This is a genomic window from Streptomyces sp. NPDC001204, from assembly GCF_053598035.1.
In genome coordinates this window covers 73,537-86,610 of record NZ_JBSFJL010000023.1, presented here as the reverse complement: position 1 = coordinate 86,610, position 13,074 = coordinate 73,537, and the positions used below count along the sequence as shown (strand labels likewise).

10 protein-coding genes and 2 pseudogenes are annotated in these 13,074 nt (G+C 65.5%); 11 read left to right on the top strand and 1 reads right to left on the bottom strand.

Features of this window, described 5'->3' with window-relative positions:
* Positions 1-84: 84 nt before the first annotated feature.
* Positions 85-369, bottom strand: coding sequence for an acyl-CoA thioesterase (locus ACWC91_RS27840; protein ID WP_450726086.1), 285 nt, complete (start codon positions 367-369; stop codon positions 85-87).
* Positions 370-659: 290 nt separating this feature from the next.
* Between ACWC91_RS27840 and ACWC91_RS27835 the strand changes: the two are divergent.
* From ACWC91_RS27835 to brxC, 11 genes and pseudogenes are all read left to right on the top strand, one after another.
* A pseudogene (locus tag ACWC91_RS27835) lies at positions 660-983 on the top strand (macro domain-containing protein); the annotation flags it as partial.
* A gap of 255 nt (positions 984-1,238) precedes the next feature.
* On the top strand, positions 1,239-2,255 hold the full coding sequence (locus ACWC91_RS27830; protein WP_390873327.1) for an SMODS domain-containing nucleotidyltransferase: 1,017 nt from the start codon (positions 1,239-1,241) through the stop codon (positions 2,253-2,255).
* Positions 2,252-3,817 (top strand): ThiF family adenylyltransferase, encoded by a 1,566-nt coding sequence (locus tag ACWC91_RS27825; RefSeq protein ID WP_390873328.1) that lies wholly within the window; start codon positions 2,252-2,254, stop codon positions 3,815-3,817. Before ACWC91_RS27830 ends, ACWC91_RS27825 begins: the two co-directional genes overlap by 4 nt.
* On the top strand, positions 3,814-4,269 hold the full coding sequence (locus ACWC91_RS27820) for a Mov34/MPN/PAD-1 family protein (protein WP_390873329.1): 456 nt from the start codon (positions 3,814-3,816) through the stop codon (positions 4,267-4,269). The genes ACWC91_RS27825 and ACWC91_RS27820 overlap by 4 nt, the downstream gene beginning before the upstream one ends.
* Before the next feature lie 263 nt (positions 4,270-4,532).
* A complete protein-coding gene (locus ACWC91_RS27815) occupies positions 4,533-5,501 on the top strand; it encodes a hypothetical protein (RefSeq protein ID WP_390873330.1) in 969 nt (322 codons plus the stop codon).
* Entirely contained in the window at positions 5,477-5,860 is a 384-nt protein-coding gene (locus ACWC91_RS27810; protein ID WP_450726084.1) for an IS110 family transposase, read from the top strand. Before ACWC91_RS27815 ends, ACWC91_RS27810 begins: the two co-directional genes overlap by 25 nt.
* 213 nt (positions 5,861-6,073) lie before the next feature.
* A pseudogene (locus ACWC91_RS27805) lies at positions 6,074-7,130 on the top strand (ISL3 family transposase); the annotation flags it as partial.
* Positions 7,131-7,412: 282 nt separating this feature from the next.
* Positions 7,413-8,015, top strand: coding sequence for a BREX-6 system BrxE protein (gene brxE / locus ACWC91_RS27800; protein ID WP_390873331.1), 603 nt, complete (start codon positions 7,413-7,415; stop codon positions 8,013-8,015).
* A gap of 26 nt (positions 8,016-8,041) precedes the next feature.
* Positions 8,042-8,797 (top strand): hypothetical protein, encoded by a 756-nt coding sequence (locus ACWC91_RS27795; RefSeq protein WP_390873332.1) that lies wholly within the window; start codon positions 8,042-8,044, stop codon positions 8,795-8,797.
* Positions 8,794-9,432, top strand: coding sequence for a DUF1788 domain-containing protein (locus ACWC91_RS27790; RefSeq protein ID WP_390873333.1), 639 nt, complete (start codon positions 8,794-8,796; stop codon positions 9,430-9,432). The genes ACWC91_RS27795 and ACWC91_RS27790 overlap by 4 nt, the downstream gene beginning before the upstream one ends.
* Complete coding sequence (gene brxC, locus ACWC91_RS27785; RefSeq protein ID WP_390873334.1) at positions 9,429-13,061, top strand: BREX system P-loop protein BrxC; 3,633 nt, start codon at positions 9,429-9,431, stop codon at positions 13,059-13,061. Before ACWC91_RS27790 ends, brxC begins: the two co-directional genes overlap by 4 nt.
* Positions 13,062-13,074 lie beyond the last annotated feature (13 nt).

Here is a 13,074-nt window from a genome sequence, read left to right as displayed (position 1 = left end):
GACCGCCCGACGGACCACCGTGGAGAACCCGACGGAGCACGGCGGAGAGTCCGATGGACCACGGCGGAGAGAGCGTCCGTCCGCCTACACCGCGCGGAACAGCCCTTCCTGGACGACCGACACGAGCAGGCGCCCCTGAAGGTCGTAGATGCGCCCGCGGGCCAGGCCACGGCCGCCCGTCGCGATCGGAGACTCCTGGTCGTACAGGAACCACTCGTCCGCACGGAACGGCCGGTGGAACCACATGGCGTGGGCGGAGATGGAAGCCGCGAGTGCTCGGCGACCTGCATGTTTCTGGTGTAGAGAGCGCTTGGACGCATGCCCAGCACACCATGCGCACAATCGTGCGATGGGTGGTAGCCAGTCCATCTGACAAGTTGCTGTAGGCATGCTGAGCGAATGCCGCAGGTTTCCTGCGCGGAGGGGCGCCAGCAGGTTCTTCGTCTGCTGGTGGTACAGGCCATGTAAGCCGTTGATCAGCCGGTATGGCGGCCATGGAGAAGGTCGGAAGGAGGCTGGCCCGCGTATGGTCCGGATCTTGGTCTCCGATGTCATCACCAGGGTCCATCTCTGCTGGGACCTGGTCCGGACGTCAGCGGCAAATGTGCTTCCAAGCGGAGCGGCCGTGATGGGGACGATGGGAAGCGAAGCCCTGATGCTCCGGGCGCGGGCAAGCTGCCCCGGCGGGGTGCCGGCGCGGGGGGATTGGACGCCGGTGGGTGATCCACAGCGGGGGCTCGGTTTGGCAGATTGACGGAGGCGGCACCGCGCTTGTGGCCTCCTGTTACCGGGAGTCGCTTCGTGTAGCCGCGAGTTGGGTGCCCGGACGGTCGCGTTCCCAGCGATCTCCACCGGCGTGTACCGGTGGACGATGCGGCTCGCATCGCGGTGGAAACGGTGCGGGACGCTCCGACGAGCGTCGCAGAAGTGGGGTCGTCCTCTTCGACGACCGAGCGTACGAGGTGTCCGCCCGGCAACTCGGCTGCCGGTCTGGACCTTTGTCTGATTGCCTCCTCTACCCTAGTTCGAAGTGGTGTGTCCGACTGCGGGAGGTTTGGGGGCAAATGGTGCGCGGCTGGTCGTCACGAGGCCGGCGTTGTCAGTGGTGAGTCGTAGCCTCTTGGGAACGATGTGGTGCGTGCTCGGCACGGAGCCGAGTGAGGGGCGCAGCGGGCGGGTGTGGTTCGCGGCTGAGCCGTCTTCCGAGAGCGGCGCACCGCTGGAAGAGAGGATCAGGGATGGCCACGCTTCCCACTCAATTCGGAAAGGCTCTTAGCGCTGTGGAGCCAGATGGCGACGCCACTCACGCGCAAGACGCACACGCGCAGGTATCGGAAGTGCTGGAGGGCGACGAGCGCCTGCGTGGCCTTGGGGTCGATCCCTTGCTCATCGGGTCGTACAAGCGGCACGTCTCCATCAAGCGGGTTAAGGACGTTGACGTCTTCGCCCGGCTGACGAAGGCCGACGGATCTCTCAGGCCAGGGGCCATTCTTGATCACGTTGCGGAGATTCTTGACGCCGCGTTCCCGGGGAACGTGGAGCGCCAGCATCGCTCGGTCAAGGTCGACTTCCCCGACTACGACCTGTCGGTGGATGTGGTGATCGCACGACCGTGTGGCGATCACTGGGAAATTCCTCAACGGATCGAGGAAGACGGTCGCGCGCGGTGGGTAGAGACCAATCCGACCAGGATGACGGAGTTGACGACTGAGGCGAACAAGTCGTTCCTTCTGTATGACGACGATGAGGACAGCGGTGTCTACGTACCGATCGTCAAGCTCGTCCGACAGGTCCGTCGCACGTGGGTCGATGACCAACCGGGTGGCTACTACTTCGAGGTCTTGACCTACCACGCTTTCCAGGTACTGCAGCCGGACGAGCAGACGGTTGCCGCATATCTCACCTGCATCTTGCGGTGGATCGCCGACACGCTGCCCGAGTATGTGGATGAAGGGCCGGTCGATCCAACACTGCCCACCAAGACGATCAAGACGAAGGCCACGGCCGAGCAGATCGAGGCGGCCGCGGATCAGATGGCGAAGGCCGCGGATCTTGCTGAGGAGGCACTTGGTGAAGAAGATCGGTGTGTGGCAGCTGTGAAGTGGCGCCAGCTCCTGGGCACAACCCAGAACACGGCGATCGCGGAGGATGTCTTTCCGCTACCCGACTACTGCAACTTGGACGGCACGACAAAGAACAGGAGCGTCATCAAGGGCGCGTCAGCAGTCCCGGCGGGGCAGGACCGCTACGCGTGAGCAGTAACGATGGCTGGGAAGCTGACCGGCTGCGCGAGGGCTTGGTAGTACGTGGCTTCACCGACGACGGGGTACGCCTGCGCGGACCCGTTCTCTGGAGCCCTCCGGCTCTTGCCGAGGTTCGAGCGCGCGTGGAGATCGAAGTCGACGAGCGCTTCCCCTTCCATCCACCGCAGGTCCGGCTCCTTGACCCTGGTGCACCGCTGGAGGTCACCTTTCATGTCGACCGTTCAGCACGTCTCGGAGTCTCCGGCAACTTGTGTTTGTGGGACGACGTATGGCCGGCCGACAGAGCACCGTGGACGGAGGCCGACGAGCTGCTTTCCCGAATCGCCGGCTGGCTCGAGCTGACAGCGGCCGGATGGCCAGGAGACAGCGTTTGCGATCTAGAGCGCTACCTCGAACCAGACCCGACGACGTTCGTGCTGTACAACGCCGAGCACTTGGCTCGACTCGAAGGTCACGCTGTTCGCGTCCGTGCGGGCTCCACGACCGGAACTAAGGAGATCGGGGATACCCCGCACCGGTTGAAAAAGCGTTCAGGGCGTCCTGGTTTCAGCCGGGCGGACAGACAGCTGGCGTGGGTGGAGAACCTTGGACAGATCCACAGACCTATCCGGCGCTGGTCTGATATTCATGACGTACTTGAAGAACGTGCAACGCCAGTGGAGCGACTCGTTGCGGCAGGCGTGGTGAATCTGATGTTGCTCAGCTACCAACGCGGCAGCCAGCAGTCCGTCCTGGCCCTGACGGTGAAGTACACCGCCAATGGGATCGAGGCCCAGGCGTGCGAGAGCGCCGACACGAGCAGTCACACACGCCAGATGCGGGCCGGCACAACGGCGGCGCTCCTGGCAGACGTACCTATCGCCATCGTTGGATGCGGCGCCATCGGATCATTCACGGCGGCCTTGCTCTTCCGCGCGGGAGCCCGGCGCCTCACCCTTATTGATCACGAACGACTGCGTCCCGGAAACGTGGTCAGACACCTTGCTGGTCTTGAACAGGTCGGCGCCTGGAAGTCTGTCGCCGTTCGAAACTGCCTCTCGACTATCGACCCGGCGGTGGACGCAGTGCAGGCCATGCCAACGGCGATCTCCTCGACTGACCAGGCCGTACGGCTGCTCGAAGATCACCGCATCGTGGTGGACGCCACCGGCAGTGCACGCGCTACGAGCATGCTCGCGTTCGCCGCGAACACCACCGGCGCCGACGCGGGTAAGGCGGTTGTCACTGTGTGCTCTCAGCGTGACGGAGATGTCGTACGAGTCGATCGACTTCCGGCGCGGAGCGCAGAGACCTATCTCCCTCCACTGCCTGCTCGCGATGAACCGAACGAGTTGCGAGAGCAGGGCTGTGGGAGTGCCGTGTCGCGTACCTCGCCAACGGCTGTTGTAGGTGCCGCCGGATTGGCTTGCCAGGTGGTGCTGGACGAGTTGGCGGTGCCCTCCATGCTCCCTGACTCCGTCGCGTTTGTCGGCCGCCCCCAATCGGAGGAGCCGTTTACCCACGTTGGGCTGGTGATTCCGGAATCCGAGTCGCAAAACACGGTGGGGAAATGAAACGTCATCACCTGGAGGCGGTCCTCTACTCCAACGCTCTTGACGTCATCCGAGCAGCCGCATCTGCTTCTGGGCGCACCGAGACCGGAGGTTTGTTGCTCGGTTGGTGGGAGGGCGACGCCCTCGTGGTCCGGTACGCGATCGAGGTGCCAGACCCCGATGCGACGACGTCCTCCTGGACACGGGCGCATCACCGAGCACAGGACGCCCTGGACCGAGCGCTCGCGGACTTGGACCATCCTTGGCTCGGCTATGTCGGTGACTGGCATACCCATCCTGCACGCTGCGGCCCAAGCAGCCAGGATGAGCAGTCAATTTGCAACGCCTCGCGTGGGTACAGCCAGCCACTGTTGCTGCTGGTGCACCGCGCCGACGAAACGATCGAAGCACGTTCTGCGGCCCGGGGGCAGCTCTGCCCGCTTACAATCCACTGTCGGCCTGACGAAATTTGAGGTGGAGTCAGCGTGCTCGGATGGGACTGGTAGCGCGCATCTGGGCGTACGTCTCTCCAACCCTCCAGGCCGGGTGAAAGGCGTACACAGGGGCTCGTTCCTCCAGTGCGTAACAGGGAATCGGGGAGCTTGTGGCGTCTCAGAGAGTGACTTGGTTGCTGCGGTTCTTGTCATCCGCGCAGGGGCTGTTGACGGTCGTGGCATCCGCAGCAGCCGGTCTCGCAGTGGGGTTGCTACCCAATCTTGTACAAGCAGTGCCAGGGGTGGGAGGAAAGCTGTGGTGGCTCGCGGCTGTCGCCGTTGCCGCCGTGCTGCTCTTCGCGGTGTGCGCCACCTTGCTTCACGGGAAAGAGGGGGTGGGCATCGTCGTCATCGTGAGCGAACGAGGGTGGGACGTCACGCGGCTGCGCGCACTGCGGGCCGACGCCCTGGAGCGGCACCCCAGCTGCTTTACCGTCAATGTCTCCGAGCTACTCGGCCGCGACAACGGGAGCGAACAACAGGATTCCGGCAACTCCCACGACCGTGTTCGCTTCGCGCACCGCGTCATCCAGGCCCGGATCCTGGAGGCTGAGCAGCCGTACGAAAACGTCTCCCTATACGTAACTGCGCGCCATCACGATGCCTACCGGCTGGGCGACCTCCTCCGAGACCAGCGGCACACCTCGCTCCGCCTGATAAGGCAGTCCCACGAGGACGGTGTCGGCATCTTCGAGGCTCTCCGCCTACACAGCGGTCTCACCCGCCAGCCCGATGCCAAAGACATGCAGACACTGCGCGACGTGCTGGTACGAGATCCAGAGACCGAAGGCCCGGAGTGGCATGCATTCGCAAGGCCAGACGGAGGTGCAGCGCGGCGGATGGCTCTCATCCTGCCGATGGCCGGACACCTGGCCGGTACGCGGGAGAAGGCGTTGGCCGCCGCACGTGACGGCCGACATGACGAGTATCTTCTGCCGGGAACCTCGGCTGCCCGAGAACACTGCGTGGGTGCACTTATTTTCGCCACTCGATCGGGCAACGTCCCCGATCGGCGGGACGTGTACGAGGCTCTCATTCGATATGTCCATCACCACTGGCATCTCAAGATGACCGAGATGCTCGCAGCGCAAGGCACCCCGCTGCGCGGCTGGGCCTTCACTGACGGCCCTACCGAGATTGCCCTCGCTCTTGGACACCTACTGGGACGTCAGGCTGATCTTGTTCCGTGGCGGAGACCCACCGGAGGATAGAAAGACAAGCGTGGGTCAGTGTTCGCGCGGCTGTGCACCGTTGCCGGTCGCAGGTCGCGGTCACGGATGAGGGCGGGAAGATCGCGGTGAACCGGAATGTGCTCAATGGGCGGGAGCCGGTGCTCGCGGTGATCGGGGACCTTCCGGCGGGAACGCCGGTGGCGTTCGAGGCCGCCTTCGGCTGGGGCTGGCTGATTGAACTGCTCCAGGACCATGGTTTCGAGGTGCACATGGCGCATTCCCTGCAGTGTAAGGCGATCGCCTCGGCCCGGCTGAAGAACGACAAGGTCGATGCCGCGACGCTGGCCCATCTGCTGCGCGGGGACCTGCTGCCGGAGGCATGGATTGCCCCGCGGTAGGTCCGCGAAGAGCGGGCTGTGCTGCGTCACCGTGCCCAGCTGGTGCGGCTCCGCCGCTGCTGTGTAACCGGATCCACGTGGTGCTGGCCCACCACGGCTGCGACCGCGAGGCCAGCTGCTGAGCGCACCGGGCCGCGTCTGGCTGGATGAGCTGCCACTGCCCGCCGCCTCCCGGCAGGTGGTCACCGACCTGCTGGCGACGATTGGGCGGCACCGCCGCTGCGCGTCCCGCGCGTGCTCGGCGTCGACGCCTTCGCCCTCAAGCGCCGGCACCGCTATGCCACCATGGTGATCGATGCCGAGACCGGCGAGCGGACCGACGTCCTGCCCGACCGCACCGCCGAGAGCGTGGCAGCGTGGCTGCGCGAGCACCCCGGGACCGAGTACGTCTGCCAGGACGGCTCGGGCTCCTACGGCGAAGCGATCCGCCAGGCCCTCCCCGAAGCGGTGCAGGTCAGCGACAGATGGCACCTGTGGAGCAATCTGTGCGGCAAGGTCCTGGCCGAGGTCCGCTCCCACGCCGCCTGCCGGGCGACCGCCGTAAACCCCGCCCGACCCCGGGGCGTACGTGAGCAGACCACCCGCGAGCGCCGGCAGCGGGTCCACCATCTGCTCGACCAGGGCGTCGGCCTGCTCGAATGCGCCCGCCGCCTCCATACAAGTCCACGCTCGTCGACCCTTACCGCGACCACCTGCGCGCCCGCCACGCTGCCGACCCGGCCGTCCCCGTCAAGCAACTGTTCCGGGAGATCAAGGAGCTGGGATACACGGGCAGCCTCAACCTGCTCTACCGCTACATCACCCAGGGCCGCGCCGAGAGCGACAAGCCGGTCACCACCCCGCAGCGCTTCGCCCGCTTCCTTCTCACCCGCCCCGAGAGCTTGCGCGACAAGGACACCGCACTACTGCGGGAACTCACCGAAGCCTGCCCCGAGCTGAGTAAACTCGCCCGCCTCACCGGCGAGTTGGCTTGACCCCAGCAGAGGGCAACGACGCCAAGTTCACCGACTGGATCACCACGGTCTGCGCCGCCGACCTGCCCCACCTGCACTCCTTCGCGAACGGCCTCGAACTCGACCGCGCCGCCGTCGACGCCGGACTCACTCTCCCGTACCACAACGGCCGCGCCGAGGGTGTCAACACGCGAACCAAGCGGATCATGAGGCAGATGCACGGCCGAGCCGGGTTCCGCCTGCTCCGCCACCGCATCCTCCTCCAGCGATCACTACACAGCGCTACCACCGATTACGGGACAGACCCTGATTCCTGATAGACCCTCGACGACGATACGATGTACCGCGGTCATCGGCGTGATCGCACCGGGGCGGGTGGCGAAGATGGCGAGGAGCGATGGAAAAGGGCCGGTGGACGACCGTCACCGAGTCTGAGTTCCGGCATGAGAAGCGGGTACTGGAGTCGATCCGTAAGCAGCCCCCTCCCTGTCCGCGCATCGGGTGGGCCGGTTGTGGAAATTCAAGCCCGCACAGGGCGACGCTCGGCTTGAGGCCGGTGGAGCAGCGGCGTTGGATAACGAGAAGGTCGAGCCATAAGCATGTTCGATGTCGAGAACGTACCGGCCGGGAGCGAACGAACGCCGATTCCGATGTCGGACATCGACACGGCGCTCGCCTCGCAGCTCGTGGTGGCGTGGGCGGGCGAGACGGGAGAAGAGCGCGGGCTTGGTTGGTGGCGCTCCGACCTCGTTTCCGAGTACGGCGGTGAGGACCTGTTCCGCCGGCTGCTGCCGGGCACCTGGCGCTGGGCTGTGCTTCAGGGCGCGAGAGAGGCTGCCCGACGGATGGACGCGGAGTTCCGGCGCCAGGACCACGATCCTGACCGAATCGTCTCGCTCTTCAGCCTGGGTTTCGAGCTGGACGAGCGAATCGAGGAGCGCTTCCAGGATCTGAAGCGCTCGGGCCGCACGCCGGACGAGGCGCTACCGGGCCTGGCAGTTATCAGTGACGGCTGGCACCGGGATCATTTCTGGGACTGGGTCATCGGCCACGGTGAGGCTGATGCGGCAGCTTCACCGGTCGGACGGCGACTCAAGGGGAGCCCTCCGACCGCCTTGGATCAACGGGTGCGGAAGCTCGTCGCGGGGCTCGCCCCAGCGACCGAGACCTACCCGCTTCCCCACTACAGGAGAGCATCATGACGGGCCGCCCACGAGAGGTGACGGAAATGCACACACGCCTCTCGAAGTGTGCCCTCGAGGTCGATGACTCGCGCGCCTTCTGGGCCCGCGCCGACGAGACCACTGACGTGAACGCCCAACGGGCCTTCGACGAGTACTGGTTTGGCGCTCGGAGTCTGGCGCGCGTCGAGGTGCTTCTCACCAACATGCGTGCCCGATTCAGTGCGTTTCCATCGGCGCTCGCCGTGCTCCACAGCTGGCAACATATGTCACCGGAAACACGCAGAGCCATCTGCCACTGGCATCTGCAACTCACCGACCCTCTCTATCGACGCTTCACGGGATCCTATCTGGTGGCGCGTCGCTCTGGGCCTCGGCCCGAGGTGACTCGCGATCTCGTCGTCGCCTGGGTCGGACAGCAAGGACCCGGCCGCTGGATGATGTCGATGCGAATCCAGTTCGCCAGCAAGCTCCTCTCCGCGGCGTACTCGGCCGCTTTGGTCACCTCGAACCGCGACCCTCGCCCTATCGGTATGCCGCGTGTGCCGGACGAAGCACTCGAGTACCTCATGTACTTGCTGCGAGAGACGGAGTTCGAGGGAAGTCTCCTCGACAACCCGTACACGAGTTCGGTCGGCCTGGAGGGTGCCATCCTTGAGGAGCGCTTGCGTGGGCTCCCTGGGCTCGCTTTCAGGCGGCAGGGTGACCTCATCGACTTCGGCTGGAGGCATCACGACTTGCGGATGTGGGCCGACGTCAACCTCCGCAATGATGAGCGGCGCCTGGCTGGAGCTGCCCTATGACCCTTCCCCTGTTTCAACAGACTCCTCTGCAAGAGGCGTTCGCCGCGCTGCGCCGAGATCTCATCCACGAGGACGGCCCGCACATAAGCACGATGCGCAACTATCGCTTCGCCATAATGCAGTACGAGCCGCCCGATGAGTTCAAGCTCCGTGGCGAAGTGCAGCGCTTGACCGCAGACCTCGTCGCGAACGGTTGGATGGTCATTTCGATCAGCCTTCAAAAGCTCCTTCTCGACCGTGTCAGAGCGCAGGGCTTGGAGTGGGTCGACCGCGTCGTGCAGATGGAAGAGCGCATGGCCGGCATCGAACCGGAGCGCGGGTTGAACTATCTGAAGTCGAAGCTCTGGCCACTCATCGAAGGGCCCGACGGGATCGCGGCGGACTGCAGCCGCCTGATCTGCGAGTACGCCGACAGGCACCCGGACACCGTTGACCGGACGGTGGCCTTCATCGGACGCGCGGGCGCGCTGTACCCATTCATTCGATCATCAGCTCTTCTTCGTCACCTCGACGGCAGGACGCGAAATGTGCCGGTGGTCCTGCTCTATCCGGGCGAACGACGAGGACCGGCAGGGCTCTCGTTCATGGGCATTCTCAATCCGGACAACGACTACCGGCCTCGAATCTATCCATGAGGGACGACATGCTGATTCGCGACCTCTTTCTCTCTGACGTCACACGGGACATCCCGCCGGTCGTGTATTTTCACGAGCAGAGCGCGGACAAGCTCGCCGCCGAGGTTTCCGAGTACATCATCACCGGCGGCTGGCCCGAGGATCACCCGAACCATCGTCGTGTGCCGAGCGGCATCCATGAGCAGTACGTCCGGCTACTTACGAACATCGCTGCGGAGCTCGACAAGGCAGGTGGGCCCGAACTCCCCAACGCCTGGATCTCAGGCTTCTACGGCTCCGGTAAGTCGAGCTTCGCCAAGCTGCTCGGGCTCTCCCTCGATGGCGTCGCATTGCCGGACGGAGGATCACTCGCGGAGGCGTGGCTTCAGCGAGACACGTCGCCGAAGTCTGCCGAGCTGCGCGAGGCATGGCGTGTTCTTCGCCAGAAGATCGATCCGCTGGCCGTCGTGTTCGACATTGGCGGCATCGCGCGCGACAACGAGCACATCCACGCCGCGACCGTTCGGCAGGTCCAACGACGGCTCGGCTACTGCAGCACCGAGCCCCTCGTGGCGGACTTCGAGCTAGGCCTCGAGCGTGACGGCGAGTGGTCCCGCTTCGAGAAGACGGCCCGGGAGACACTCGGCACGCCATGGGCCAGCGTGAAGGACAAGGCGCTGGCCGAGGAGGACTTCTCGCATGTCATGAGCGTGATGTATCCCGACCGGTACACCGACCCCATGAGCTGGTTCACCAGCCGCGGCGGCACCCATGCGCGCTCCGAGTCCCCCGAGGAGGCCGTGGCGGCCATTCGCGACATGCTCAAGTTCCGTCGCCCGAGCGCGACGCTGTTCCTCGTTGTCGACGAGGTCTCCCAATACGTTCTATCCAACAAAGACCGTGTGGACCGGCTGCGTGCCTTCGCGACCGCCATCGGCTCCACGCTCCGCGGCCAAGCCTGGCTGCTGGCGCTAGGGCAGCAGAAGCTCGACGAGGAGGCGGACGACTCCTTCCTGGTGTGGGCGAAAGACCGCTTCCCTTCCAAGTTCCGCGTCCATCTGGCGGCCACGAACATCCGGGACGTCGTCCACAAGCGACTCCTCCAGAAGCGACCCGACGCCGAGGGACAGCTGCGCGCGCTCTTCGAGAGCCACCGGCCCGACCTCAAGCTGTACGCCTACGGTTGTGAGTCGGTGACCCCCGAGGAGTTCGTCGAGGTCTACCCGATGCTGCCCGGGCAGATCGACCTGATCCTGCAGATCACCAGCGCCCTGCGCACACGCTCGGCCCGTGCCCAGGGCGATGACCAGGCCATCCGCGGCCTGCTCCAGCTTCTCGGTGAGCTGTTCCGCGACCAGAATTTCGCCGAACAGCCAGTGGGCGCGCTCGTGACTCTGGACCAGGTCTACGAGGTTCAGCACACTGCGCTCGACTCCGACGTGCAAGCGTCGATGGCCCGCGTGCTGAGCCAGTGCACCGATGATGCGGACGGGCTCCTGGTGCGCGCGGCCAAGGCTGTGGCACTGCTCGAGCTCATTCAGGACACCCAGGCCACCGATGCGAAACTCGTGGCGCAGTGCCTCTACGACCGAGTCGACCGCGGCAACCATGTGGCTGCCGTAACCGAGGCGCTCGAGGAGCTGCGCCGCAGGAACCTCCTCGGGTACTCGGAAAAGCACGGTTACAAGGTCCAGTCCTCAGCCGGTGAAGAGTGGGAGCGTGAGCGCCGCGACATCGGCGTCGCACGCGAAGCCATCAGCGAGATCGTGCAGGACGGGCTCCGCTTTCTCCTCGCTACTCCGGACCGCCCGCGACTTCAAGGACGGCCATTCCCTTGGGCAGGGCAGTTCTCCGACGGCCGCCGCGCGGACGACGCCAACCTCGTCGACCCACGCGACGACGCTGCCGCCCGTGTCGACTTTCGCTTCCTGGCCCGCGAGGAGCGCACTGAGAGCACCTGGGTGAAGAAGAGCGGCGAGACCGCACTTCACGACCGCCTCGTCTGGCTGTGCGGCGACATCGACAACGTGGACCACCGCGCGCGCGAGCTCTACCGCTCGCGAGCCATGGTCAAGAAGTACAAGCCGCGCCGCGAGTCGTTGAATCCCGCCCGCAAGCTCCTGCTCCAGCAGGAGGAGAACCGTGCCGAGGACCTCGAGAAGCGCGCGCGGGACGACATCGCGGCGGCGTGGATGGCCGGAAAGATGTACTTCCGAGGTCGGAGCATCTCGCCACAGGAGCAAGGCGCGTCGTTCGCCGTAGCGCTCCACGCAATGGCCACCCGGGTGCTGCCAGAGCTATTCCCGCACTTCACCGCCACGCAGGTCCAGCCCTCCGAACTGCTTCAGCTCGTCGAGGCCGAACTCTCCGGCCCGTCACCCAAGTTCCTCACAGGCGACCTCGGCATCCTCGAACTTGACTCCGGACGCTACGTCCCCTCGTGCAGCGGCGTCGTGGCACGCCGCATCCAGGAATACATCGAAGCCGAGGGGGGCCTCGGCGGGACGACACTCCTCGCCCACTTCGGCGGCCCACCCTACGGCTACACGCCGAACGTCGTGAAGGCCTGTATCGCGGGCCTGCTCCGCGCCGGCAAGGTGCGTCTGCAGCCCGATGGCGGCAATGAAATCACCGCCATTCGCGATGCGGGAGTGCGCGACCTCTTCGACAAGGACCGTGCCTTCCGACGCACAACGATCTTCCCGGCCGGCGAAGACGACATCGGCTTCCAGTCGCGGGCGCGCATCTGCAAATTCTTCGAAGAACGCCTCAGCCACCGCATGGATCGCGAAGACCACGCCATCGCCGACGCGGTCGCCCAGCACTTCCCGCAACTCGCGCAGAAGCTCCGCGGCGTACAGGGCCAGCTCAACCAGCTCCCAGGCTCGCCTGAGGGGCCAGCTGTGTTCGGCAAGCTCGACGAGGCGCTCGAGCAGTGCATCCGCACCTGCCGGCAGACCAAGCCGACCGTAAAGCTGGTCAAGAAGCACCTCGACACGCTGCAAGACGGCGTCCAGCTCCTGCAGCTCTACGACGCGGAGCTGACGGTCGATGCCATTCGGGCCGTCACAGCCGCCCATGATGTGCTCACGTACCAGGCAACTCAGCTTAAGGACCTCGGCGTCGAGCCCACCAAGGTCGAGGCAGCCGCGACGCGCGTCGCTGCCCAGCTCGAGGCCGAGCGGCCCTGGCGCGACATCGGTGCGCTCGATGAGGACCTCGCTGAGATCCGCAATTGCTACCTCGCCGAGAGGCAGCTGCTGCTCCAGTGGCAAGAGCAGCAGGCGGAGACGGCCCGTGCCCGCGTGAAGGCGCGGGACGGCTTTAGCACCCTCACGGGCGAGCAAGCACACCGCGTGCTCCGACCCTTCGCGCTAGCGGTGACCGACACCACCGCCGAGGCAATCGCACCACCGCTCGTCTCCCTGAAGGACCCGTTCATGCTCGCGCTGCAGCGTGCCGAGGACCAGGCGAACGACCTCCTCGATGAGATCTTGAGCGAGGGTGAGAAGCCGCTCATCGCGCGGGTCGACCTGCAACTGCGCAATCGAGAGGTGGCGACGGAGACCGACGTGCAGGCACTCGTCGACGAGATCAAGGAACGCCTGCTCGAGCAGGTCCGCGCTGGCGCGCGCGTGCGGCTGCTGTGACTGGAGGATGACG

Bases quoted from the DNA above. Each gene is read 5' to 3' on its own strand.
- ACWC91_RS27840 (WP_450726086.1), bottom strand. From the start codon at position 369: ATGGACTGGCTACCACCCATCGCACGATTGTGCGCATGGTGTGCTGGG.
- ACWC91_RS27830 (WP_390873327.1), top strand. From the start codon at position 1,239: ATGGCCACGCTTCCCACTCAATTCGGAAAGGCTCTTAGCGCTGTGGAG.
- ACWC91_RS27820 (WP_390873329.1), top strand. From the start codon at position 3,814: ATGAAACGTCATCACCTGGAGGCGGTCCTCTACTCCAACGCTCTTGAC.
- brxE (WP_390873331.1), top strand. From the start codon at position 7,413: ATGTTCGATGTCGAGAACGTACCGGCCGGGAGCGAACGAACGCCGATT.
- ACWC91_RS27795 (WP_390873332.1), top strand. From the start codon at position 8,042: ATGCACACACGCCTCTCGAAGTGTGCCCTCGAGGTCGATGACTCGCGC.
- ACWC91_RS27790 (WP_390873333.1), top strand. From the start codon at position 8,794: ATGACCCTTCCCCTGTTTCAACAGACTCCTCTGCAAGAGGCGTTCGCC.
- brxC (WP_390873334.1), top strand. From the start codon at position 9,429: ATGAGGGACGACATGCTGATTCGCGACCTCTTTCTCTCTGACGTCACA.